Genomic DNA, 26,064 nt, shown 5'->3' with positions numbered 1-26,064 from the left:
CGTCGTTTATTCAACGGGTTTGGCGATGTTTAAATTAGCATGTGCCAGTCTTAGCGTTTTGAAAAAATCTAAAATTACTCTATGAGTCAAGAAAATTCCAAGTCGTATTTTGATCTGATCGTGATCGGTGCTGGTGCTGCTGGCATGATGTGCGCTGCAACTGCAGGGCAACGGGGCAAGCGTGTTCTATTGATCGATCATGCGGTGAAATTGGCAGAAAAAATACGCATTTCTGGCGGAGGTCGTTGCAACTTTACGAATTTATATGCTGGGCCTCAAAATTTTCTATCAGACAATCCTCATTTTTGTAAAAGTGCTTTGTCTCGCTATACGCCTCAGGATTTCTTGAGCTTGGTTAAGCGTTATAAGATTGCATTCCATGAAAAACACAAAGGGCAGTTATTTTGCGACGACAGTGCGGAAGAGATTATTCGTATGCTGAAATCGGAATGTGACATGGGTAAGGTGCAGTGGCGTATGCCTTGCTCGGTACAAACCGTTGCAAAAGCCGAAAAAGGATTCGAAATCCAAACAGATCAAGGTGTGGTATTTAGTAAGAGTGTGGTCATCGCAACTGGCGGCCTGTCTATCCCTAAAATAGGTGCAACGGATTTTTCTTTCCGTATCGCTAAAGAATTTGAGCTGAAAGTGATAGCGCTGCGTCCCGCCTTAGTGCCGCTGACTTTTGATGCCGATAGTTGGGAACCATTTGTGCCCTTGTCCGGCATCTCATTAGAAGTCGACATAGAAACTGGCGAAAAAAAGAATAAAGCAGTGTTTCGTGAAGATTTGTTATTTACCCATCGCGGATTATCAGGGCCGGCAGTATTGCAGATATCTAGCTTTTGGCAGCCAGGGCAGGCGATTCGGGTAAATTTATTGCCTGAAGTCGATGTCGCACAAGATTTGATTGATGCAAAAAGCACCACTAAAAAAAACCTGGCCAATTATCTGGCTGCATTTTTACCCGTACGCTTAGTAGACGGATTGTTGTTGGCGCACGGATTTGATGGAAGTTTGAGAATCGCGGATATGCAGGACAAACGCCTTCGTCTTTTGGGTGAAAAACTTAATCGTTGGGAACTACTGCCGAATGGCTCCGAGGGATATCGCAAAGCTGAGGTTACTCGGGGTGGTGTCGATACGCGTGAGCTCTCTCAACAAAGCATGATGGTGAATAAAGTGCCAGGTCTCTATTTTATTGGCGAAGCGGTCGACGTTACTGGCTGGCTGGGAGGTTTTAATTTTCAATGGGCATGGGCTTCCGGCGTCGCTGCCGGGACTGCAATTGAGTAATTTGTCGCGTTGTCGTAAAAATGCCGCAATAGTAAATTGATTTTTTGCGTAAGTTTTCATCAGTTAACTTCCCTATTTACGAATTTGCTGTTATTATTTCGGTCTTCCTATAAATTTTTAATTGGTTCGAACTTACATGACCACAATTCGCCTTAAAGAAAACGAGCCGTTCGAAGTCGCCATGCGTCGCTTCAAGCGCACCATCGAAAAGACCGGTCTGTTGACCGAATTGCGTGCTCGCGAGTTTTACGAAAAACCAACTGCAGAACGTAAGCGTCGTTTAGCTGCTGCTGTTAAACGCCACTACAAACGTATTCGTAGTCAGCAATTGCCTAAGAAAATGTATTAATTCTGTTTGGCATTGAGTCGATGTTAAATCAGCTTAATGCCCAATAGTGCTAATCAGTTTTAGGTTTGCATGCCCGCTCCGGTGTACCGCAGCGGGCTTTCTTATTTATATTGTTTAATTTTTATTTGCATCTTTCTGCATTTAATTGTGTGTGGCATCGTTTGTAATTGATGAACTTGCCCCAATATCAGCTGGAAGAAGCTAGATTTTTTAGAGGATATTATGAGCTTAAAAGAACAAATCACCGAAGATATGAAATCGGCAATGCGCGCTAAAGATACGGCAAAGCTTGGGGCTATCCGTTTGATCACAGCAGCGATAAAGCAAAAAGAAGTTGATGAGCGCATAGAACTTAATGATGCGATGGTGTTGGCAATTATAGAAAAAATGATCAAACAGCGTAAAGATTCGATTACGCAATTTGAAGCAGGTGGTCGCCAGGATTTGGCTGATATCGAAAAAGCTGAATTGGTAATCTTAGCTGCTTATATGCCTGCTGGCTTAAGTGAAGCAGAGATGCAAGCAGCAGTTAATGATGCAGTTGCTGAAGTGGGGGCAACTGGACCGCAAGATATGGGTAAATTAATGGCAGTGTTGAAGCCAAAGCTGGCGGGGCGCGCTGATATGACTGTGGTCTCGGCTCTGGTGAAAGCAGCTTTAGCGAAGTAATTCTTTTGTTTTTCTTATTTTTCTTGGAAGAAATGAAATTTTTCCAGATTTATAAGTGATTTCTCTGATCTATCATCTCGCGGCTTCGGAGGATGTTTCTTCTCGAAGCCGTATCTGTCTTATTGCATGGGGTTTTTTACGTGATTCCTCAAAGTTTCATTCAGGATTTGCTTGCTCGCGTTGACATAGTTGATGTCGTGGGCAAGTACGTGCAATTGAAAAAAGGCGGTGCAAACTATATGGGTTTGTGCCCGTTTCATAACGAAAAGTCCCCTAGTTTTACAGTGAGTCCGACGAAGCAGTTTTATCATTGTTTTGGGTGTGGTGCGCATGGCACGTCCATTGGCTTTTTGATGGAATATTCAGGCCTGAATTTTGTAGACGCGGTGAAAGATTTGGCTCTGAATAACGGTATGGTTGTGCCTGAAGATGATCGCCTTTTGCCTGCACAACGAGCAGAAGTAACTGCGAAAAGCCTTGCTCTGAGTGAGGTAATGACGAAAGCTTGCGATTACTATCGTCAACAATTACGTGGTGCAGATACCGCAATTCAATATTTGAAGCGGCGTGGAGTGACTGGAGAAATTGCTGCTCGATTCGGCTTGGGTTATGCACCCGATGGCTGGGATAGTTTACGTTCTGTATTTGCTGAATATAATGCATCGGCATTGGCTGAATCCGGCATGGTCATTGATAAAAGTGATGATGACGGTGCACATCGCAAGCGCTATGATCGTTTTCGCGACCGCATTATGTTTCCGATTCGGAATACAAAGGGACAAGTGATCGGTTTTGGTGGGCGTATTTTGGATCAGGGTGAGCCTAAATACTTAAACTCGCCAGAAACGCCGCTCTATCAAAAAGGCTTGGAGTTATATGGCTTGTTTGAAGCGCGGCAAGCGATCCGTGAAGCGGGCTATGTGCTGGTCACTGAAGGTTATATGGATGTAGTAGCCTTGGCGCAACTCGGATTTCCGCAAGCTGTGGCGACCTTGGGAACTGCTTGTACGCCGACGCATGTGCAAAAATTATTGCGACAAACTGATCAGGTGGTGTTTAGTTTTGATGGCGATAGTGCTGGGCGTCGTGCCGCGAGGCGCGCATTGGATGCGTGTTTGGCTCATGTGAATGATAATAAAATCATTAAGTTTCTATTTTTGCCAGTCGAGCATGATCCAGATAGTTTTGTCCGTACTTTCGGTGCTGAAGCTTTTGCCGCAGAGGTGGAAGGTGCTATGCCGCTGTCCCAGTTTTTTATCAAAGAGGTTAGCGGTGATAATGATTTAAGTACCGCGGAAGGGCGAGCTAAGACGCAATACGATGCGAAGCCGTTACTCCAGCAAATGACGCCTTCTGGTTTGCGTCTGCAATTAGTGAGGAATCTGGCTCAAATCACCCAGTCGACTACTGCAGAAATTGAAGCTTTGTTTGAGCTCAGTCAGCCAGTAGCACGAATTAAAATTGCGCCGCCCAAGAGTCGGCGCAGTGCACCTGTTGGTTTGGAGCGACAAGTTTTGCGGATTTTGGTCGCACATCCTTCGCTAGCTGTCATGATGACTCCAGCGATGATGGATGACGCTGCAAAAATTGCACCGGATGGTGCCGAAATGCTAAGGCAATTAGTATTGATTGCCCAACCTATGGGTGATCAGGCAAATTTTGCGGCCTTGGCAGAGAATTTACGCGCTAGTAGTGCTGATTTTGACCCCTTAATTGCGGAAATCGCCGAGCAGACTGAATCCGATATTGATGTTGTTGCAATGGAGCTTGCTGGTGCTTTGCGACAAATACGAACCCAGGTTCTGAAGATGGAGATGGAGCAACTAGCGCAACGCGGTTTGCGTGAAGCGGAAGACATCGCAAGATATAGAGAGATTATGCAATTGCAAGACGCTATCCGACGCGAAGCGGAAGTTGAAGCTGCTGGTCGCCCAGTAGGGTAATTGTGGTAAATGGGTTTGCAAAAAAAGTCGTAGAGTGTTTATGTAGAAATGCAGTGGAAAATTTGTGTAAAAAGCTAAAAAATTGCTTCAGTGAAATGCGTAATATATAAGCATTTGATTGAGTAAAAGAGAGGCAAGTGCTATAATTAAAGGCTTTCGATTCAAGGTCTTAGGTTGTTTTCATTCTTTGTTGCAACTGTCATGGTTGTTAATAACAAGAATGTGTTGTTTAGGTGAGCGTAGGCTCCTCCGAGTAACCCAAAACACCGACGCAAAGACAAGTGTGGTTTGAATGAGGAAATGTCGCGCTGTCCCGCAGGGTATTACTGTCGGCAGTGCTTTGTTTTTTATAAGATTCAACTATTTTGTTCGCGTCGGTTGGTTTGATTCAATGGCTAGTGCAATGAAGAAACCCGCGAAAAAACTGACACCCGTAGTTACGAAGAGTTCCACTAAAACTGTCGCTGCTAAACAAACGGCAACGGTTCCAGCTAAGGCAAGTGCTAAGCCTCCCGCTAAAGTCGCCAAACCTGCAAGCAAAGCAGCTAGTGTGAAGACGGCAGCTCAGCCTGTTACAAAAAAAGTTAGCGCGAAAGTTCCAGCAAAACCAGTAGCAAAAGCACCGGCTAAGGCAACAACAAAGATCGCAGCGAAAGTGGCGACTAAGCCAGCACCCAAATTAGCGGCAAAAACGGTTGCCAAGGTAAAAATCACGGAAAAGCCACAGGTGAAAACAGTAAGAGCGAGCGCAGTTGCGGCTAAAGTCTCTGAGAAAAAAGTCCTTGCGAAAGGCGCTAAACCGCCTAAAGTAGAACTGAAGCCTGCAAAATTGGCTGAGAGCAAGATTTCGAGTAAAGATGTAAAATTGACGGCGAGTAAAAAGGAAGTTGAAGTGCCAAAAACACGTGCCACAAAAAATGAACCTAAAGCGGAACCGAAATTGAGCAAGAGTGTCGAAAAACATTCTACAAAACAAGTTGAAATACCGTCACCTGCAACAAAGAAAGCCTCTGTGATTACCAAAGCATCAAACGCTAGCAGTAAAACTGAAAAAGCCGACCACGCTGAAGAAAAACCAGCGAAAAAGTCAACCAAGACGACAGTTAAAGCTGAAAAGGCACCCGAAGTGCAAGAGATCAAAACCGGATCTGCGCCTACAGTGAGTCAAACCACAGATGCTGCTTTGTTGGCGAGCATTGACACCTCAGGCTATGTGTTGCCAGGTGTTAAAGTGCCCGGCCGTCGTGGCCGCAAACCAAAAGAATATCAGCCTGAAAATGAAGAAATGGCAGCACTCAACGCGGTAGAGCGCGCTGAGATGAAGGCACTCGACAAAGCCAAAGCAAAAGATCGTAAGGCGAAAGAAAAAGCTTTATTAAAGGATGCCTTCTCTGCAGATCCAGAAGCGACCGCAGAAGAGTTGGAGCGTCGCCGCCAACGGCTTAAAACCCTGATTAAGATGGGTAAAGACCGTGGCTATCTGACTTTTGCAGAAATTAATGATCACTTGCCGGAAAACGTTGTCGATCCAGAAGCAATCGAAGGCATTATCAGCACTTTCAATGACATGGGTGTTGCGGTCTACGAACAAGCGCCTGATGCTGAAGCATTGCTGTTGTCAGATAACGTCGTAACAGTGGCTAGCGATGATGATGAAGTCGAAGCTGCAGCTGAAGCTGCCTTGTCCACGGTCGATTCTGACTTTGGCCGCACCACAGATCCAGTGCGTATGTATATGCGCGAAATGGGTACGGTCGAATTGTTGACGCGTGAAGGCGAGATCGTTATCGCCAAGAAGATCGAAGAAGGTCTGAAGGACATGATACAAGCGATCTCCGCTTGTCCAACTACAATCGCAGAAATTCTCGCGCAAGCAGAGCGCATCGCCAGTGATGAAATTAAAGTCGACGATATCGTTGATGGCTTAGTCGATCCTAATGCGGAAACTGAAGAAGAAAAAGCACCGATTGTTGTTGCCGAAAGCGAAGAAGACGAAGAAGACGAAGAAGACGAGGACGAAGAAGAAGAGGAAGAGGAAGACAGTGCAGCTGTTGCGGCGGGTATTTCTGCCGAACAGTTAGAGCAGTTGAAGCGTGATTCTCTGGCCAAATTCGCGATCATCTCGGAAAACTTCGACAAAATGCGTAAGTCTTTCGAAAAAGAAGGCTACAACTCAAAGAATTATATAAAAGCGCAAGAAACGATTTCTAGTGAATTGCTTGGTATTCGTTTCACCGCAAAAGTAGTAGAAAAACTGTGTGATACATTGCGTGGTCAAGTAGACGAAGTGCGCCATGTCGAGAAACAAATTTTGGATGTCGTCGTGAATCGTTGTGGTATGCCTCGCTCACATTTCATTAAAGTTTTCCCTGGTAATGAAACCAATCTCGCTTGGGTTGATGGCGAAGTGAACTCGGGTCATTCTTACAGCGCGATTTTGGGACGTAATGTTCCTAGTGTTCAGCAATTGCAACAAAAATTGATCGACTTGCAAGCACGTGTGGTTTTGCCTTTGCCTGACTTACGCGGCATCAATAAAAAGATGTCTGCAGGCGAAATGAAAGCGCGCAAAGCGAAGCGTGAGATGACCGAGGCAAACTTGCGCCTGGTAATTTCTATCGCCAAAAAATACACTAATCGCGGTTTGCAATTCTTGGATTTGATTCAAGAAGGTAATATTGGTTTGATGAAAGCGGTTGATAAGTTTGAATATCGTCGCGGCTATAAATTTTCGACCTATGCAACTTGGTGGATTCGTCAGGCAATTACACGTTCTATTGCGGATCAAGCACGTACGATTCGTATTCCTGTGCATATGATAGAAACGATCAATAAAATGAATCGTATCTCGCGTCAAATTTTGCAAGAAACTGGTGCAGAACCAGATCCGGCAACTTTAGCGATCAAGATGGAAATGCCAGAAGATAAAATTCGCAAAATCATGAAGATTGCGAAAGAACCGATCTCGATGGAAACGCCTATCGGTGACGATGATGATTCCCATTTGGGTGATTTCATTGAAGACAATCACACCTTAGCACCAGCAGATGCGGCTTTGCACGCATCTATGCGCAATGTGGTGAAGGATGTCTTGGACTCTTTAACACCGCGCGAAGCCAAAGTATTGCGTATGCGTTTTGGTGTAGAGATGTCGACCGATCATACTTTGGAAGAAGTCGGCAAACAATTTGACGTAACGCGTGAGCGCATTCGACAAATAGAGGCAAAAGCGTTGCGTAAGCTGCGCCACCCATCACGCTCAGATAAGCTGAAAAGCTTTCTCGAAGGGAATTGATTGATCCAGTGAGTCGATGAGGATCTTGCTAAAAAGTTTGTCTATGATCGAATTTGATAAAACCGCGCAATTGAAAGATTGTGCGGTTTTATTTTGTCGCGCAGCGTTTGAATTTGGCGAAAATGTATTTGATTAGCTCGAAGAATCGCGCATTTATCCTCTGTAAGCCTTGTGTCAATTACGTCTAATGTAATACAATGAGCGCTCGTTTTCTGGGGCGCGTTCGTGCTTTAGCAAATAGGGCCTCTAGCTCATGTTGGTTAGAGCAGCGGACTCATAATCCGTTGGTACCGTGTTCGACTCACGGGAGGCCCACCAATTTATCGATGTTGTTAATGCGATACCGTCTAATTTTTAATCAAAAAATTCCGTATTCCTCTTTGAAAAGAAGATATCAACACGCATAGTGTTATAATGCGCGTCTATTGAAATACACCCACGCCTTTACTTTTGCTGACGCAACATCACGAATTTCCTCACTTGATGCCGTGTTAGACCCACGGGAGGCACACTATGCAAAACATGACCGATACCCCGTTACAGACAGCCGCTGAGCCAGTTGCTGATACCCTTCGTTTTGACTCCTTTGGTTTGGCACCAGAAATCTTACGTGCTCTAAACGACCAAGGATACGTACATCCAACGCCAATTCAAGCACAAGCGATTCCTGTCGTCTTGCAAGGTCGCGATGTCATGGGAGCCGCGCAAACTGGCACTGGTAAAACGGCGGGCTTTTCTCTGCCGATTATTCAATTGTTGATGGCGCATGCCAACAATAGTGCATCGCCTGCACGTCATCCTGTGCGTGCTTTGATTTTGACACCAACCCGTGAGTTGGCAGATCAGGTGGCAGAGAATGTAAAAGCGTATTCGCGTCATACCCACTTGCGTGCCACGGTTGTATTCGGTGGCGTAGATATGGCACCGCAAACCGCGATTTTGCGTAACGGTGTTGAGATCGTGATCGCGACACCTGGACGCTTGTTGGATCACGTACAGCAAAAAACTGTGAATCTGTCGCAAACCCAAATTTTGATTATGGATGAAGCAGATCGTATGTTGGATATGGGATTTTTACCCGACCTGCAGCGCATCATTAATTTGTTGCCGAAACAACGTCAGAATTTGATGTTCTCAGCGACGTTTTCGCCAGAAATCAAAAAACTGTCAGCCAGTTTCTTAAATGATCCTGTGACGATAGAAGTGGCACGCAGCAATGCGACCGCTGAAAATGTGACACAAGTTTTGTACAAAGTCGCTGAAGACGAAAAACGTGATGCGGTTGCATTTATTATTCGTGAACGTGGTTTGAAACAAGTCATCGTGTTTTCAAACACGAAGATAGGAGCTTCACGTGTTGCAGTGCATTTGGTTAAGCAAGGCATCAAAGCAACAGCAATTCACGGTGATAAATCACAACAAGAACGGATGGCAGCATTAGAAGCGTTTAAGCGCGGCGAAGTAGAGATCTTGGTTGCCACAGATGTCGCGGCGCGCGGTTTGGATATTTCTGAGATGCCGTGTGTGATCAACTTTGATCTACCTTATAACGCTGAAGATTATGTGCATCGTATTGGTCGTACTGGCCGTGCAGGTGCGAAGGGTGATGCAATTTCTTTACATACCGATAAAGACGAGCGTTTGTTAGTCGATATTGAGAAATTGATTAAGCAGAAAATTGTACGTTTGCAATTAGCCGGTTTTATCGCAACCTCATTGCACTCCGAACGTAAAGTCTCTTCGTTCGCTGATCGGGGTGATAGGGGTGACCGTAGTGATCGTGGTAGTTCGAATAAACAAACTGATCGTCCTGCGCGCAGCTATCAGGCACCACGTGAGAAAGTTGACCCATGGTTTTTAAAACCTTATGAACCTAGTGCCAGCCCTGCTCAAGTAACGGCAGCTTTAGGCGCCAAGTCCGATCCTGTTAAACCGCAAAAGAAGGCAGCATTATTGGGTGGTTTTGGGAAGATGTCCTAAAACCCGATATGCTCAATATCCTTAGATTATTGCAATGGCTTCAGCAGTAAGTTTTGAATGAAAAACCGGAAAACTTTTTTTGTTTTCCGGTTTTTTTGTCTGCTGGATTAATGACGGTGCCCGACGCTCAGATATTGCAAAGACCACGCTAATGTCGCTTCTTGCCAAAATGTAGGCAGATCATGCGTACCTGATGTTATTTGTAGTCCGAGAAATTCGGCTGCAGGGAGTAAGGCATCTTTCATTAAATCGTTGTCACCCTTATCAAATGCCAGTGCACCGGTTTGTTTAGACAGCTTCTCTCCAGTTTGATTGACGACCACAGGAACATGCAAATAGCTAGGCGTAGGCAATTGCAGTAATTGTTGTAAATAGATTTGTCGTGCGCTGGAATCCAATAAGTCAGCGCCACGGACAATAGCGTTGATGCCTTGTGCCGCATCATCCACCACGACTGCTAATTGGTAAGCCCAAAAACCGTCAGCACGCTTTAAGACGAAATCCCCGACCTTACTACTAAGATCCTGATCTTGCTTGCCAAGTAGTCGATCTTTAAAATGAAATTGAGCCGCCTCTCCATCGGGTACTCGTAACCGGAATGAGCGGGCAGCTTTGCCATTTTGTATGCCGCTACGGCAAGTGCCAGGATAGATTTGATTGTCCTCTAAACCTGCACGTAAACGAGAATCTGCAATTTCTTTGCGTGAACAACTGCACGCAAATACATGATCTCCCAATTTGTCTAATGCTTCTTGATACAAAGTCGTACGTTGACTTTGCCAGGTGATATCGCCATCCCATTGCATACCACAGCGTTGTAGTGAAGCGATGATCTCTTCATCTGCCCCTCGTACGTTGCGATCAAAATCGAGATCTTCTATGCGCAGTAGCCATTCTCCCCGGTGCGCTTTGGCATCCAGATAGCTTGCCATAGCAGCTACCAGTGAACCAAAATGTAATGGCCCCGTAGGTGAGGGAGCGAAGCGACCGCGATAGATGACTGACATGCAGATACGTGATGAAAATTGAATGAAAGGTGACAATCAGTAAGTCTAACAAATATTTGTATGCGACTAAGTCGTCCGTGCAATAAATCTTCATGAAAACAAAAAAGACAGCGATGAATCCATGGCTGTCTTTTTGACTTACTCTTTACCTACTCGACCGTATAAGCTTAATCAGCTGACGTTTGCTCTTTACTCATTTTCTTGCAATGAGGGCAGGATTTTGCTTCGATATACCAAGGAGATAATTGCTCGCGTGGTGTAACAACAGCGCGGCAGGCAAAACATTGCTTGGTATCGGTTGCTTCGAGTTTTGGATTTAGAGCAGTACGGTAGTCAAACACAAAGCAGTCACCATGATAATGATCACCACCGACTTCTTCAAAGTATTTCAAAATACCACCTTCGAGTTGATATACGCTATCGAAGCCGACGTTTTGCATATGAATCGCGGCCTTCTCACAGCGAATGCCACCCGTGCAGAAGGTGACCACGGTTTTGTCGTTCAATGAGTCGCGGTTGGCTTCAATCACTGCAGGAAACTCTGTGAATTTGCTGATCCGGTAATCAATCGTATTGTCAAAGCTACCGACATCGACTTCAAAATCATTGCGCGTATCGACCATGACCACAGGTTTGCCATTGTCATCATGACCTTGATCCAGCCATCGCTTCAGCGTCTTCGCTTCGACTGAGGGCGCGCGACCCTCTTCTGGCTTAATCAAAGGCATGCGCATAGTAATGATTTCAGGCTTGATTTTTACCAGTAACTTTGTGAATGGCTGATGGTCAGAGAAACTTTCTTTGGCCACGATATCGGCAAAGCGAGAGTCACTGTGTAACCAGTCCATATAAGCGTCAATTTCATGGCGCAAACCAGCCAAAAACATATTGATCCCTTCAGGTGTCAACAGTACCGTGCCTTTTAGATTTAGTTCTTGGCACTTGGCGATAAACTCAGGCCGTTTTTCTGTTGTATCGTTGAAAGTGATGAATTTGTAGGCTGAGATATTTACGTAGGGTGTAGTTGCAGATTGCATGAGGAACTTTACTGAGAAAATTAATTAAGTCTTTGATTTTTCAGCATTATAAGGCGAAAGTGAGGCTAAAGTCATGTCCGCTGCGCATGTTAGCGAGGAAGGTATATCGGAGTATGTATAAAAAATGAAGCGCTTAACGAAAATTGATAGGTGATTTAATTTTCGATCTTTGCAGCTTTTGTTTTGCGAAGATTAAGTGCTCTTGAATAAGAAATGTTTAGTGTACCGACTCTATTGAGCAATAACTTTGTGCGAAGCGAGCGCTCGGTAAAATCGGACGCTGATTCCAACGGGGAATTAACAACCGTCTATCTGTCTTAACTCGATTTGGGAAAAGTCGTTTTGATTCTGCGCGCTGATTCTTTAGGTGCAGTTAATCCAAGTTTCAGTAAAATCCATGAAATCGAGCTTGAGCAAACGAGGCCATCTTCATTGTGTGAATTGCTTGAACATATTTACATGTCAAACGTAAATATGTTTATTTGTAAAAAAGCACAATGTACATGTAAAGTGGTTAGAATTCCCATAAAAATTGATATTTAATGTTAAAGTCAACACTATCTCCAGAACAACAAAAAATTCAATGAAGTGTCGAAATAATGAGCTTAATAAATTCCAATCATAGTCAGTCTGCACTAAGCGATGCAGATGATGGCGTGATATCTGGAACATTCAAACACTATGAAATTCGTGCGAAGCTCAGTTCGACCCTATCGACGCAAGTGTTTGAGGCGTGGGATACGCAGCTCCATCGATTAGTCGCGATCAAGCAAATTAAACAATCGCATTCAATTGCACAGGCACAGGAAACGCTGATTAAAGAGGCGCGTCTTGCTGCATCTTTGAAACATGCTGCATTTGTCAAAATTCATGCGCTTGAAGAAGCGCAAGACAGCTTGTTTATTGTGATGGAGTTAGTGACAGGCGTCCGCTTCAGCGATTGGATCAAGGAACATCACGGCAAAGATCGCTTGATTCTTGGGATTGTGTTGCAGCTCGCAAGTGCAATGCAAGAAGCTCATGCTGCAGGATTGATACACGGCGATATCAAACCCTCAAATTTGATTGTCGATGGTTCCGGAAAAGTTCGTATTTTGAATTTCGGATTAGTCAGTCAACATGAAATACACCCATCCGACGTGCCCGACTTGAGCGATCCTCATAACAGTATTCCGTACATGGCTGCAGAGCGGTTTGCCAATTCAAAAGCAACAGCTGCCGGTGATGTTTTTGCTTTGGGAATAATTTGGTATGAAATGCTCAATGGCGCATTGCCTTTCGCTGAACTCCATGGATTAGCGCTGGTTGCTGCTCAGGTGCAAACTAAGTCCGAGCAGTGGCCATGGTCAAAATCGATCTTAGATGGGCAGAAGAAGATAATCTTGAGTATGACGGACAGAGACGCTGGGAAGCGTATTGGTAGTGCACAGGTCGTGACCGAGATTAAATCTCTGACAGCGAATGATCCGCTTTCAAATAGTTCTGCCTCGTTAGATTTGGCTGTATTGCGTGAGCAAATTGCGAAAAAAAATCAACAAAGGCGGCGCAATCTAGTGGTGATGTTTGCCTTGTTATTCAGTCTCTGTGGCATTGCTGCGTGGCAGAGTAAACCATATTGGCCGCAGATTGCTAAGGCAATTAAACCCTATTCCGAGTCGCGTGAAATGGAACAAGGTATCGCACTATTGACCCAGCACATGTATAGGCCAGATCTATCAAAATTGGATGCCGCGAGCGAGCATTTTATGAATGTGCTCGAGCGCACGCCCGAACATGCAGCAGCGGTTGCCTATATGTCCATCGTTTATATATCTCGTTATCATGCAGAAAAACGTGATGAAATATGGCTGCAAAAATCAAAAGCCAGTGCTCAACAAGCGATGAAGTTAAATCCTAATCTGGCGATTAGTCTAGTGGCCGATGCGAAGATTTTACACTGGCATCATAAATTGGATTTGGCATTGGAAGCGGCAGATAAGGCTTTGGTTTTGGAACCGAAAAATTTATTTGCGTGGCATACCAAAATGAGTTCATTGTTCGAATCAAATCGCTATGGTGAGGCAATTGCTTGGGCAGAGCAAGGCGCTAAAATTTTTCCCGAGGATAGATTCTTACTCGATATGAAAGGTGGCACTCATCTTGCTCAGCATGATTATAAATTGGCTGAAACAGCATTGCGTATGAGCTTGACGCGTCAGCCGGATTCTGCAAATGGTTATGCGCTATTAGCGCAGGCGATAGAATTGCAGGGGCGTACTCAGGAAGCGCTGCAGGTGATACAGCAAGGTTTGCAAGTGCGACCCAATGCGTATTTGTATGCGACCCTGGGAAACATAAAATTTAAGCAGCAGGATTTCGCGGCAGCGGCCGCTGCATTCGGAAATGCAGCGTCACCGGAGCGTGGCGTAACAGGCAGTTACTTCCGCTGGTTTGAATTGGCAGAGGCTTTAATGTGGGTGCCTGGAAGAGAGAAAGAGGGTATCGCGGCCTATGAAAAGGCCAAAAAATTATTGGAAATCCGTTTGAACCGTTCGCCTGACGACGAGGTATTGCTAGTTGAAATGAGTATGATACTGGCGCGCCTAGGTGACTTTTCTCAAGCAAAGGTTTTGGCGCTACAGGCTTTGAAAATAGCACCTAATCACCCAGATCGTTTGTTTTTTGCCGGTTTGACATTTGAATTAATTGGGGAAAGAGAGCGTGCCTTAGACGCTATTTTGAAAGCGAAGAAACTGGGATTTTCTTTGCAAAGAATTGAAACACACCCAATTTTGAAAGGCTTACGTAGCGATTCACGTTTCAAATAATAGTGGGAGCGCTTGCAAGATAAAGTTTGCCATGGGGCTCTAGTCGGGCGAATGTTGATTCGTAGACTCGTGAATTTGATTGATATTAAAGATTAATTTTCGACATGATTGAATATGAGTACAACTAACTACGCAAAAATACGATTTATCTCTTATGCGATCCCAACCGGACCGGCGCTGTCGTCGGTCGGCACAGGGGTTTATTTAGGTAACGCTGATACCCGAAAAGATATTGCTGCACGTATTGCTATCTTGAAGAATGCGGTTGATTCCGCGAAAGCGCAATTGCCTGCCAACGAGGATAGCAAACAGGTCATCAACTTGTTTATGGCGCCAGAATTTTTTTTCCACAGTACGCAAGGACCGTACATTTACGCTTCGGAAAAGGATGATCCGTTACCGGGATTAATGAGCGATTTGGCACTTGTTTTTAATGCTTCTGAGTATCCAAACTGGACTTTCGTTTTTGGTACCGCCGTTACTGCTCGTGTCGCAAATATTGATAATGTGTTTGCCTCAGAAAGTGTTATCGCACGCAATGCCATTGTCGCTACCTTGGCTCAGCAGCTACAAAACGCCTCGGGTTCGACTTATCAATTGATCTCAAATACCTTACGAGACTTTATTGATGATTGCCAAGATGCTCCAAACTTGATCGTGCGCGATAGGGCACTCATCGTCAGTAATATTTTACTTGATACGCCACTTAGCGATTTTAAGTCGAACCTGATGACGACAGAAAAATACAATCTATCGGAAGAGGATTTCATTCTTTGCGCCGAGCCTGGCACAACTAATGTCGTAACTGAGCAAATGGTTGGCTATGATCGTATTGATTTGTCGAACGGCGATATCAAGAATACGCCCTTCGATAAGTATGCCATTTTCAGGCAAAATTACGGCAAAGAGAATTTTCCTCAGTACGTTGATTTTGCTGTAGAGATTTGCCTCGATCATGATGATGCACGCCTACGGAACAACTTAGGATTGGAACCTTTTCCTAGTCGTGGTAACGCCGTACATGTGCAATTAATTCCTTCATATGGCTCACAAATTGTGCAGGAAAATGTCGTCGCTGATCAATTTGGATTCGTGTTTAATTGTGATGGACAGACAGCGTTTGATGCCAGCGCAGCTCCTCAACAGGGCGATCTTTATGGTGTACAGTCTGTGTATGCTAGTTACAGCGACGGAGCCTACGCGGCACATTCTCAACTTGCACGTGTGCAGACGGCAGCGCATGGCAATGATCCCAATGACAATTCTGCTAGTTTTGAAGTTCTGTCAGCTGCCGATGTGACGGTCTTTACGCTTAATCCGCCCACTTTAGTCGACGGTGTTTTTGCGAATTATTTTGCTGGTGGGCCCGGTGCGATCCACATCTTTGGATTGAACCAACCTTACACAATGTACCCAACTCAGTGCTAAGTTCAGCGTTCCAGCGGGTATAACGGGATTTGGAAAAAAATATGGCACGATCTTTGCTGACGAGTAACAGCTACAGCAAAAATAAATGTTGTTCGTGAGTTCGATTTTGTAACTCGTTGTGAATCTTTTTTTTTAATATTGACTGGAGAATAGTAAATGACTCAACAAGCAAGCGACAATTCTGTACCCACTTCGACACAAATCTGCTGCCCAGCGGATGCAGCACCGTCAACGCCAACAAATACTTCGACGCAAGTGTGTTGCGGCGACAATAACACTTCAACACAAGTATGTTGCCCAGTGGATGCGATGCCACCACCGCCAACTTCAACACAAGTTTGCTGTCCAATCGATGCCTCGCTTCCGCCGCCGACCTCAACACAAGTCTGCTGCCCAATTGGTGCAACAACTCCACCGCCAACCTCAACTCAAGTTTGCTGCCCAGTTCAGACTGACTACGTTGCACCAGCTCAAGGCGGTAATTCAGATCCTACCTCTACTCAAGTTTGCTGCCCTGAGCAAAAGGAATTGGTTGCACCATCTCAACGAGAAGGTTCAGCCCCTACTTCGACTCAAGTCTGCTGTCCAGCTTAAGTTAGAATAAATGCTGAAATTGTCAGCGCATTGATCATTGCGGCACGCGCCTTAATGATGATGCTCTGACATTGGATGGTGTCGCAATATCTACCACGTCTGTCTTTTATAAGTCACATCGATCAAAGAACAAAGAAAGTTTGAGTTAAACAATGTTTTTTACTGCATCTAATCTGGTGCATTATTTACTGTCACGAAATTTAATCCAACTTCCGTCTGTCGTCGACGGCGAGTTCAAAGTGATTGAAGCAGGTCAACGCAATCGAAATTTCAAAGTGATGCGTGATGCTCGAAGTGGCTTGTTTGTGAAACAGGTCAAGACTTTGGATAGCTTGAGCAAGGTCACCTTACAGCGCGAGGTCGCTTGCTACCAATTCGCGCAAGCTTTCCCCGCATGGGTTAAACATATTCCGCGCTTAATCGATCACGACATCGGGCGTCATAGTTTATGCTTGGAATTGTTTGTCGGCGCCGAGAACCTTTCCGAGTATTTTAATCGCTGTGGTGCATTATCTGTCGAAGTGGCAAGCCTATTGGGCACAGTAATGGCAAGCTATCATGATGCCGTTGCTTTAGAAAATTTACAGCCCGATCAATTGCAACAATTCCGTCAGCAGATTCCATGGATACTTTCGTTTACAGAGGCGCCAGCAGGCGCGACAGGGGGAGCTATTGCGTTTATTGATTTCCTCAATAAAAACGCTGAGCTTCCTAGAAACTTACAGGGTTTGCGTCAAACATGGCGCGTCGATCGCATTATTCATGGTGATATGAAATGGGATAACTGCCTGGTTTTTTTGGATGCAGATGGTACATTGCAGCTAAAGATTATTGATTGGGAGCTGCTTGATCTCGGCGATGCTTGTTGGGATGTTGCAGGCATATTGCAGGCTTATTTGGTGCATTTAATTAAGAGTACCGTCCTAACAGAATTCAAGGAGGAAGATGCATTTAACTTCGTGCTTAAAAAAGCTGACATCATTTTTCCTTCGATACGCGCGTTTTGGAATAGTTATTGTTCGACGATGCGGATACCTGCTGCTGAAACAGATGCTCTTTTTTTACGGTGCGTTGAATTTGCGGCTGCACGTTTGGTCTTGACCGCGTTCGAATGGTCTTGCCAATTAACTGAGCTGACCAAACACTCTCAAATCATGCTTTTGCTGAGTCATCAAATTTTGTTAGACCCTGCACGTTCAGTGTGTGACTTGTTTGGTTTAACGCAGGATCACGCCGAAGAAATCGTCCAATGACCGCCAAGAGTATTATGCAGGAACTAAAAGCTATTTGTGCCGACCTACAGATACGCGACGCCTATTCTTATAGTTTTCGAGAAACGTTATACACCATTGCAGCTTCGAGTGCGAGTGATGCAACGCAAACTTCGCATTTAGCACTCACACAAAATATCTGCCAGCAACTTTATGACCAATGCTATATCCGGGATAGTAGACAGACCGAATCCGCTACGACTTCTGAAAATGTAACTTCAGAAAATACAGAGTTAAATCTGTTCCCGTCCGATTTAACCGTAGCATTAAATAAGGCAAATGCGACGAAAGAGAATTGGGATCGAGGATGGAAAATCTACCAGATTGCAACGAACGGAAAAATATTTGTCCAAAAAGCTGATCGCAGTCGCTCGGCAGTCGCAGGCGCTTTTCTCAGCGAAACCATGAAAAGTCACGGTGCACAAACGGGTGATTTGGTGAGCTTACGAGTCTATCCAGCAAATAGTGAATTGCAAGCAGCGTTTTTTCATTCGTTTGGTAGTCACCTGGCAGATCAGTTTGATGACTACAGCGCTGTGCGTTTGTATTTCAATATAGATGCAGAAGCGGCGACCTCTCTATTAGCGGAGTTGAGTTCCATGCTGAACAAATATTATGTGCCATTTCATTTTAAAACGCTCGTTGACCCACGCCAATATGGCAGAGCCGATGCTGCGGTGCTGTACATTGCGAGACGTTACTATCATTTTGTTGTATCACTTCTTGCGACTTTGCCGGTTTTGCTTGGTGCCCGATTGCATGATCCCGTACCTATGTTTTGTCAACGCATAATGAGTGGAATTGGCGTCGCTGAAGATCCTGGTACTGGCGAAAGTTTTGGGATGCATCGTTGTCGTATCGTCGCTGAAGGCCTAGTCTCAGCATGGGAAGAGGGAACGCAAGCGGTGGATGATCGTATGCGAGCAATTGAAAAACGTTTTGAAACCTATAATTTGAATCTGGAAAAACCATATCTGAATCCGTTCTCACTAGATATTTTTGTGGCCGTCTCTAATGCTGATAATGCCCTTGTACTGTCGGAGCCATTATGAGTATAGGTCACCAAGAATTTTTGCAAATTGCCGACAAAATTGGTCGTGAGTTTTGTCGCGATGCGCTATGGGATAAAAATCGTTGCACATGGCTTGGGTGGTCGATGGAGAGTGTGCAGTATCAGATGAGTACCTGTTATCGCTCGCTGTTAGCCGATTTATATAGCGGTACCTCAGGAATTGCTTTGTTTTTGGCTGAGCTATCTCAATTTACCCAAGACCAGCAACAATCGCGTGTGGCCGAAGGTGGTTTGCGTCAGGCGCTTTCTATCGCACCAAAGATTGAAGTCAGGCAGCAGCACGGGTTTTACACAGGTCAGGTCGGCATTGCTTATGCTGCGATTCGTGCGGGAGAATTACTTCAAAAAGAAGAATTGATCGCTCGTGGTTTGGCCCTGCTCAGTGGTTTGCAGTATGTGCCCTTCGACAATCAAATGATCGATGTGCTGAGCGGTAGCGCTGGCGCTATTCCCGTGTTGATTGGTATGTCGCAGCGTTATCAGCGTCCAGAATTACTCGAGTTGGCTTTAGCACATGGCCAGCATTTGCTAAAAATGGCAGTCACTAGTGAGGCTGGAACATCTTGGCATACGGTCCAGATGCCAGTTAAACAAAACTTGGTGGGACATTCACACGGTGTTGCGGGAATTGTTACCGCTCTGCTGGAATTATCTCAGGTGAGCGGAGATCAAACATTTCGAGATACCGCAATGCAGGGCTTACGTTATGAGTCGCAGTTTTTTAATAGCGAGCGGGGTAATTGGCAAGATTTGAGAATCATGTCGGCTACCAATTCAGCGCAGCGCGAGAGTTACTATTTGGGATGGTGCCATGGCGCTCCCGGTATTGGGCTATCTCGTTTGCGCAATGCGAAGCTGGTAACAGATAACGGTCTTATTCTGGAAGATCTAGACGCTGCGATCAACACGACTGCTATGGTCTTATCGCAATCGCCGCTTTCTAAGCTGGGTAATTTTTCACTTTGTCATGGTGTTGCTGGTAATGCAGAATTGTTGATAATGGCAGGTCAGAAATTACTTCGCCCTGAGCTCACCGCTATCGCTGAAAAAATTGGTTTTGATGGTTACGATCATCATATGAAGAAAGGCTTGCCTTGGTCTTGTGGAAACGGGAACGCAGGCGAAACGCCCAATTTGATGTTAGGAACTGCAGGTATAGGCTATTTTTACTTGCGTTTGTTTGATCCAGATGCTGTGCCGCCAATTCTAATCATCGCGCCAGGCGACTAGCTATATTTGTAGTTAGTTTTCGCATGGCTAAGAATATTGATGAATTTGTTTTTTTTAAATTTAAAACAATAATCTAATTACTCGTACTAAAAATATTAAGCTGATTTTGCATTCAGGCTACAAAGCAAGTTAAGTCTCCTTGATTTGTCTATACATGATGTTGGAACTATACAATCCGAGTTAGAATAAACGTTGCGTCGTATTAACTCGGCTTTTGTATTGAAATTTTCTCATGCCTGCATCAACAGACAATGTCATTAACACCAAACAATTACTGCATTATCAACTTGGTGAAAGCCTGGGTGAGGGAGGTTTTGGTCAAGTATTCAGTGCTTGGGATACCAAACTACATCGTCAGGTGGCGATTAAGTATCTGAAGAATATTGCAGCCGGTGTTGATCTTGTGAAAGAAGCGCGGTTGGCAGCTTCTTTACAGCATCCGGCATTCGTTAAAGTTCATGCACTGGAGCAAACGGACCAAAGCCAAGCCATCGTCATGGAGCTGGTGCCCGGTAGAACTTTACGGCAGTTGATGGAGACGCAGCCGCCTTCTGCCCAAGAAGCAATAGATATCATCCGTCAAATTGCGCAAGCGATGCAAGAAGCTCACAGCGCAGGTTTAATACATGGTGATCTCAAACCATCAAATCTGATGCAAGAACCGGGTGGTGTGATACGCATCTTAGACTTTGGTTTGGCGACCCAAGCAGATCGCGATGCGACAACTTCCTTAGTGCAATCCGACCCGCAGGGAACGATAGCCTATATGGCGCCGGAATTATTAACAGGGTCTACACTTCGTCCGAGCGCAGATATTTATGCATTGGGTGTGATTTTCTATGAACTGTTAACTGGCGCGAGACCATTTTCTAATTTGTCTGGATTGGCGTTGGCAGCAGCATTGATGCAATCGAATTCTGATCAATGGCCTTGGCCTGATGATTTGCCATTGTCATTGCGCCAACTGGTGCGTGTGATGACTGCTCGTCAAATGGATCAACGTCTGGAAAGTATGAAAGAAGTTGCGCTGCAATGTGCGCATTTGGCGGCTTTAGACCCGCCATCTCTCAGATCATTGTCTTTGGATTTGAAGTCGCTAAAATTAGCTGCCATACCTAATCCCACGCCACGTGAAATCGACTGGCGCCAGTTGCGTAAGCCGATGCTGCGCGGGTTTATCGGATTAAGTTTATTCGCGGGACTAATCGGACTTTGGTATTCACAGCCGTATTGGCAGAAAATGACGGTTAATCTTCAAGCTTATTCTGAGGCGCAAGAAATGCAACAAGGCCTGCAGGCTTTGGCCTATTTTGATCAACACGCGAAGATTGATGAAGCAGAACAGCATTTTGTAAGGATTTTGTCTCGCTCACCTGAAAATGCAGCAGCGATGGCGAGTATGTCGCTTATTTACAGTTCACGCTTCGCCAATAATGGTCAGGATGTTATTTGGCTACAAAAGGCGGAAGCAAGTGCGCAGCAGGCGCTAAAGTTCAATGATTTTCTCGCGATCAGTCATATTGCCAACGCTAAGGTTTTTTCTTTGCGAGATCAATATTCTCAGGCATTGGCGGAGTTGGAGCGCGGTTTGGCGCTAGATCCAAATAGTCATTTAGCGTGGAGCTTAAAAGTAGATGTTCTGATCCGTGCTAAACGACTAGATGAAGCGTTGCAGCTTGCTACTCAAGGCGCACAGCGGTTTTCGCAAGAGTGTTTGTTTCCCGCTCAGTTAGGTCAAATTTATGCGCTGCAAGGAAATTATAAAGAAGCTTTAGATGCATATGGATTGAGCATTAAATTAAAGCCCGATGTGAGTAACGGATATATTGGTTTGGCACAGGTATTGATGCGACAAAATAAAGCGGATGACGCTGTGGCGACATTGCAGTCAGGCTTGAAAGTTTATCCTAGTGCTGAGTTATCGACCGCACTTGGTAATGTTTTGTTTGCTCGAGGCGATTATGTCGCGGCAACGGCTGCATTTGAGACTGCCGTGACTGAAGGAAAAGGAAATCCTAACGATGATCTTGGCTGGGCCAAACTGGCAGATACTTTGTCTTGGTTGCCAGGTCGCAGTGAAGCGGCCAACAAGGCATATGATAAAGCGCGCTCTATATTAGCGGAAAAGCTGATCCAATCACCAAACAACGTTGATTTGCTATCGCGGATGGCTTTATATGCGGCCAAATTGGGGGCTGCTGGAGAAAGCCAAATCAAGCTGCAAAAAGCTTTGTCGTTAGCGCCTGACAACCCAGAAGTACAGTTTCGTGCTGCTGTTAGTTACGAAATATTAGGTAAGCGTGGAGAGGCTTTAGCTGCATTGGTAAAAGCAAAGTCGTTGGGTTATCCTAGCAAATCGATAGAGGCGGAACCTGAACTGCTTGCGCTTCGACGTGATCCAAAGTATCTGCAACCTTAAGCTTGGTTTCCTCACTAAACTGACTTGTTGTCAATGTTGTCCAGGCTTATGATGCGTCACATGTTTGTAGCCCAGTTGGCTTGTTCTCGTACCTAAGCCACGCAGCTGACTCATTTTGACATTTCGTTGTGATTGCTATGTAATCCAGCCCAAACCTTTTAAATGACGACGCAGTGCCTCACTTGGTGTTTTTAGACGAGACGCACATTGCTCTACCTGATTGTTAGCAAGTTGAAACTGCTCTTGAATCTCTGCCGCGGGTATTTGCTCCACGCGTCGGATTTGGCGGTTGCTTTCAATTAACTTATACATGGACGGACGCGAGATTCCCAAATCATCGGCTGCGTATTGTATAGTCCATTGGTGTTTTTCCATGGCATCGACCACATCTTGTTCAGTCAAGTCTCGCAGTTTTTTGCGTTCAAGCAATCCCTCATTGTCTGGAGTCACTTCTGATTTCGCAGGACTTGTCAAATTTCGTGGTAGTTGAAAATTAGCTGGGGCGCTTGCAGGTTGCCGCATCTCTGCGCTGGCGCTTGCGGTCATTTTGGGGCGGTCAACGATATTCGCCAATACGGGAAACTCACCCATTTGTATAGAGAGCAATGCTCGTTTGAAGGTGTTGCCGAGTTGACGTATATTGCCTGGCCAATCGAAATTGAGCATGTCGCTAATCAAAGAATACGGAATTTGAGACGCATCAATGGCGGTTAAATTTCTATTCTGAAGCAGATCCCTTAGCAAGATACCTATATCTTCACGCCGCGCACGTAAAGGCGGAATGCGAATAATGAAACTTTCCAGCCGGCGCAATAGCGCATGATTAAATGACTCATCATACAAATCTTGATCTGTGGCAGTAATAAGTCGAGCGGTCGACCGTGCGTCGCGAGTAGCGCCCAGTGGTCTGTATTCGCCGTTTTCAAGCACGCGCAAAAGCATAGGTTGGACCGTCGCTGGTGTATTGCCAATTTCGTCCAGAAATAGCGTCGAATTTTGTGCTTCGCTGAAAAAACCGTCACGTGTCGTTTGCGCACCTGTGTAGGCGCCACGCGTCGCACCAAACAAGTCAGCCGCTGCGAGTGATTCATTTAACGCAGCCATGTTAACCGAGACCAGTTTGTGTGTATTGCGCTTACTTAAATTATGTATTCCTTGTGCTGCGACTTCTTTGCCAGTTCCAGTTTCACCTAACAGTAGGACGGTACTATCATTGGTAGCTGCTAAGCGAATCAAATCGCGCGTCTGAATCGAGTTGCTGCCAACCCCAAGGAAACCCTCAACCGGGTTTTGTTTGGGTAAACAACGCATCCAGTGGATGCAAATATATACGGCTCTGCCTAGGCCAAGAATCGCGCCCGCCTCAATTTGTGCAGTACTTAGATAGGTTGGATCCCGAATTTCTTTGCCATTGATTTCAACCACCATACGACTGTTAGGAGGGCAAATAGTAATTCCATCGCTGGCGTCGCGCACGATACGTACAGGGTCTCGCGAAATGCCACCATGCCCGATTGGTAAAGGGTCGCTAGTTATTTGTTGAAAAGTTGGGCTAAAACGGCTGAGCTCGATGACCCCTGCGTCTATGCCGCCAATGTGTTGATCGCCAATGCGAGCCAAATCTGGGTGCCAGGCGATCGTCATGCCTAGGAGATGGCGATTATTTTGCGTGCTTAACGCAACGGGTGATGTGATTGTGTAATCAACGGAGCTCATTGGTATTGGTCAGGCAAAGTAAGGTGGTTGGGCGCTTATGAATTTACGTGTAAAAAATATTTTACATGACAACGACTATTACGCTCGTATCTAGTCCGATATTCACGCAGGCAAATCTCTATTATGGCTTAAGCATTGAATATCTATAACTCTTTTTTGCAAAAAAACCTGCAAATATGCATAAACCTCTCGGCAAGCTCCTGTTTGCTTAAGGTGAGTCGCTAAAACTAGGATCTTTAAGCGTATTGCTTTTGTCGTTATTTTGAAAATTGAAGTCTACCAGTCAGTGGCGTTGTTCTCTTTAGGTGTCAAAGTATTTTTTTTAACTTTCTCACATATCGTATTCCAATGTATTTTAAAAAGAATATTTTTTACGCGTCAATGTGCTGGCATGGGAATTGCTGAGTCTGTATCCATACGATTGTTATCGATTCATTTGATTTGATTACATTTTTTAGTCTTTGTAGTTAAAGGTTCGTCATGGATATGCCAGATTCCGCTAAATTCAAAGCAGCAAAACACGTCGACGTGCTGATTCTTGGCGGCGGGCCTGCGGGCAGCTCTGCTGGATTGAATTTACTAAAACGTGGTGATTTGAGCGTGATGATCGTCGAGCGCGGAAACTACCTCATTGCTAAGTTCGGGGAATCTCTTCCCTCCAGTGTGCGTTCAAACTTGGAGTACCTTGGGGTGTGGGATGAGTTTGTCGCGTCGCAAAATTTAGCGCCGTTTTACAGTCGGGTTGCGTGGGGGAGCAGCACTCCAAAACAAATTGCTTATATGTTTACCCCGAATGGGGCAGGCTGGGAGCTTGATCGATTGGCTTTTGAGCGTATGCTGGCAGATAACTTTGTAGCGCGTGGCGGTGAATTGCTTTGTCATAGTCAGGTTGTGACTTGTGTCCGTCAGTCGGAGCGTGGATGGCGGGTTGAAATCAAATCCGATGGACAAGAGATGCAAACTATTTTTTGCAAATACATTATCGATGCCTCCGGACGTCGGGGTGTGATGCGCACTAATTTAAATTTGGCATTGACCGTGTACGATCGATTGATCGGTGTCGCTTGCATTGGCGACTTGCCAAAAAACTGCCAATTGAAGGCAGAGAATCAGGTGGAAGCCTGCGAATATGGCTGGTGGTATATCTCATCAATGCCGGGTAATCGGGTATCTGTCGTCTTGATGAGTGATCCCGATATCGTGAATAGAATGCAAGCCTGCCATCCTGATGTGTGGCGTGCTCTGTTGAGGAATTTGACCAATGTGGAAGAGTCGGTGCGCTGTGCTGATTTCACTGAAATGCCACGTTCATTTCCATGTTATTCCTCTTATTTGAGTGCCACAGGTGGAAAGGACTGGGTGGCGGTAGGCGATGCTGTTGCATCTTATGATCCTATTTCTTCAACTGGTATTCCTCGTGCTCTTACAAGTGGAATACATGGTGCTTTTATTGCTGTTGATAGTTTATTTTCTAAAGGCGATTTGTTGAGCACTTATGCCCAGGCAATTGAGCAGGATTTTAAACAATATCTACAAACACAATGGCAATACTATCAACGTGAAACGCGTTGGCCAGAAGCAGTATTTTGGGCGAGGCGCAGAGCAGTTATTGGGATCTCCAAAGAATCCACTGTGCGCGCTGCCCATCCTTATCAGCCAGGAATCACCCGTGCACCAATACATTTAAAGGCAGTTGAGACGCACGACCTATGGTTATTGTGCACGCCAGGCAAGCCTTTGAGGCAAATTGTCGCGCAGTTTTCCGCTAAATACCTACACTTGCCTGAAACAAAAATAATTCTAGGTTTGCAGGAATTAGTTGAGTCGGGTTATCTAGAAATTTCGATAGAAGAGGAAGAAGACTGCGTTTTCTTTAACACCGATCGATTATATTTTAGTTAATTTATGCAACACGATTAAATCCTCGCACGAAGTAGGCTTAGTTCAAGGC

17 protein-coding genes and 1 tRNA gene are annotated in these 26,064 nt (G+C 45.2%); 15 read left to right on the top strand and 3 right to left on the bottom strand.

Annotated features, from left to right (window positions below; all coding sequences use genetic code 11):
• Nucleotides 1-81 precede the first annotated feature (81 nt).
• The 7 genes from ACO0KZ_RS02380 (at nucleotide 82) to ACO0KZ_RS02350 (ending at nucleotide 9,532) form a co-directional block, all read left to right on the top strand.
• Complete coding sequence (locus ACO0KZ_RS02380) at nucleotides 82-1,296, top strand: NAD(P)/FAD-dependent oxidoreductase (protein ID WP_422992339.1); 1,215 nt, start codon at nucleotides 82-84, stop codon at nucleotides 1,294-1,296.
• A gap of 136 nt (nucleotides 1,297-1,432) precedes the next feature.
• On the top strand, nucleotides 1,433-1,645 hold the full coding sequence (rpsU, locus tag ACO0KZ_RS02375) for a 30S ribosomal protein S21 (protein ID WP_186891961.1): 213 nt from the start codon (nucleotides 1,433-1,435) through the stop codon (nucleotides 1,643-1,645).
• Nucleotides 1,646-1,867: 222 nt separating this feature from the next.
• Nucleotides 1,868-2,314 (top strand): GatB/YqeY domain-containing protein, encoded by a 447-nt coding sequence (locus ACO0KZ_RS02370; protein WP_422992336.1) that lies wholly within the window; start codon nucleotides 1,868-1,870, stop codon nucleotides 2,312-2,314.
• Nucleotides 2,315-2,454: 140 nt separating this feature from the next.
• Entirely contained in the window at nucleotides 2,455-4,257 is a 1,803-nt protein-coding gene (gene dnaG / locus ACO0KZ_RS02365) for a DNA primase (protein ID WP_422992771.1), read from the top strand.
• Nucleotides 4,258-5,383: 1,126 nt separating this feature from the next.
• A complete protein-coding gene (rpoD, locus tag ACO0KZ_RS02360; protein ID WP_422992770.1) occupies nucleotides 5,384-7,552 on the top strand; it encodes an RNA polymerase sigma factor RpoD in 2,169 nt (722 codons plus the stop codon).
• Nucleotides 7,553-7,792: 240 nt separating this feature from the next.
• Nucleotides 7,793-7,870 (top strand) — tRNA-Ile (locus tag ACO0KZ_RS02355).
• 204 nt (nucleotides 7,871-8,074) lie between these two features.
• Nucleotides 8,075-9,532, top strand: coding sequence for a DEAD/DEAH box helicase (locus ACO0KZ_RS02350; RefSeq protein WP_422992768.1), 1,458 nt, complete (start codon nucleotides 8,075-8,077; stop codon nucleotides 9,530-9,532).
• 107 nt (nucleotides 9,533-9,639) lie between these two features.
• On the opposite strand, the gene gluQRS is transcribed toward ACO0KZ_RS02350, so the two are convergent.
• On the bottom strand, nucleotides 9,640-10,539 hold the full coding sequence (gene gluQRS, locus ACO0KZ_RS02345) for a tRNA glutamyl-Q(34) synthetase GluQRS (RefSeq protein ID WP_422992334.1): 900 nt from the start codon (nucleotides 10,537-10,539) through the stop codon (nucleotides 9,640-9,642).
• 167 nt (nucleotides 10,540-10,706) lie between these two features.
• The gene (locus tag ACO0KZ_RS02340; RefSeq protein ID WP_422992332.1) at nucleotides 10,707-11,576 is read right to left on the bottom strand and encodes a sulfurtransferase; all 870 of its coding nucleotides are present in this window, start codon (nucleotides 11,574-11,576) and stop codon (nucleotides 10,707-10,709) included.
• A 599-nt stretch (nucleotides 11,577-12,175) separates the two neighbouring features.
• Here ACO0KZ_RS02340 and ACO0KZ_RS02335 point away from each other — a divergent pair.
• The 7 genes from ACO0KZ_RS02335 to ACO0KZ_RS02305 all read left to right on the top strand — a co-directional run bounded on the left by ACO0KZ_RS02335 (nucleotide 12,176) and on the right by ACO0KZ_RS02305 (nucleotide 22,397).
• Entirely contained in the window at nucleotides 12,176-14,383 is a 2,208-nt protein-coding gene (locus ACO0KZ_RS02335) for a protein kinase domain-containing protein (protein ID WP_422992330.1), read from the top strand.
• A gap of 114 nt (nucleotides 14,384-14,497) precedes the next feature.
• The gene (locus ACO0KZ_RS02330; RefSeq protein WP_422992328.1) at nucleotides 14,498-15,811 is read left to right on the top strand and encodes a hypothetical protein; all 1,314 of its coding nucleotides are present in this window, start codon (nucleotides 14,498-14,500) and stop codon (nucleotides 15,809-15,811) included.
• Nucleotides 15,812-15,967: 156 nt separating this feature from the next.
• Nucleotides 15,968-16,405: a hypothetical protein gene (locus ACO0KZ_RS02325; RefSeq protein WP_422992326.1), complete on the top strand. Its 438-nt coding sequence runs from the start codon at nucleotides 15,968-15,970 to the stop codon at nucleotides 16,403-16,405.
• A gap of 152 nt (nucleotides 16,406-16,557) precedes the next feature.
• Complete coding sequence (locus tag ACO0KZ_RS02320; protein WP_422992324.1) at nucleotides 16,558-17,658, top strand: phosphotransferase family protein; 1,101 nt, start codon at nucleotides 16,558-16,560, stop codon at nucleotides 17,656-17,658.
• Nucleotides 17,655-18,728 (top strand): T3SS effector HopA1 family protein, encoded by a 1,074-nt coding sequence (locus tag ACO0KZ_RS02315; protein WP_422992322.1) that lies wholly within the window; start codon nucleotides 17,655-17,657, stop codon nucleotides 18,726-18,728. Before ACO0KZ_RS02320 ends, ACO0KZ_RS02315 begins: the two co-directional genes overlap by 4 nt.
• Entirely contained in the window at nucleotides 18,725-19,978 is a 1,254-nt protein-coding gene (locus ACO0KZ_RS02310) for a lanthionine synthetase LanC family protein (RefSeq protein WP_422992320.1), read from the top strand. The genes ACO0KZ_RS02315 and ACO0KZ_RS02310 overlap by 4 nt, the downstream gene beginning before the upstream one ends.
• A 232-nt stretch (nucleotides 19,979-20,210) precedes the next feature.
• Nucleotides 20,211-22,397 carry a protein kinase domain-containing protein gene (locus tag ACO0KZ_RS02305; protein WP_422992318.1) on the top strand — a complete coding sequence of 729 codons (2,187 nt, stop codon included), beginning with the start codon at nucleotides 20,211-20,213 and terminating at the stop codon, nucleotides 22,395-22,397.
• Nucleotides 22,398-22,532: 135 nt separating this feature from the next.
• Here the strand turns inward: ACO0KZ_RS02305 and ACO0KZ_RS02300 are convergent, their stop codons facing one another.
• Nucleotides 22,533-24,113, bottom strand: a complete 1,581-nt coding sequence (locus ACO0KZ_RS02300; protein ID WP_422992316.1) for a sigma 54-interacting transcriptional regulator — start codon at nucleotides 24,111-24,113, stop codon at nucleotides 22,533-22,535.
• 480 nt (nucleotides 24,114-24,593) lie between these two features.
• Here ACO0KZ_RS02300 and ACO0KZ_RS02295 point away from each other — a divergent pair, with 480 nt between their 5' ends.
• A complete protein-coding gene (locus tag ACO0KZ_RS02295) occupies nucleotides 24,594-26,015 on the top strand; it encodes an NAD(P)/FAD-dependent oxidoreductase (protein ID WP_422992314.1) in 1,422 nt (473 codons plus the stop codon).
• The last annotated feature ends 49 nt before the right edge of the window (nucleotides 26,016-26,064 follow it).

This window comes from Undibacterium sp. Di24W (assembly GCF_049340325.1).
Lineage (GTDB): Bacteria > Pseudomonadota > Gammaproteobacteria > Burkholderiales > Burkholderiaceae_D > Undibacterium.
Note: the sequence above shows the minus strand (reverse complement) of the source record. Positions and strands in the feature narration are given on the sequence as shown.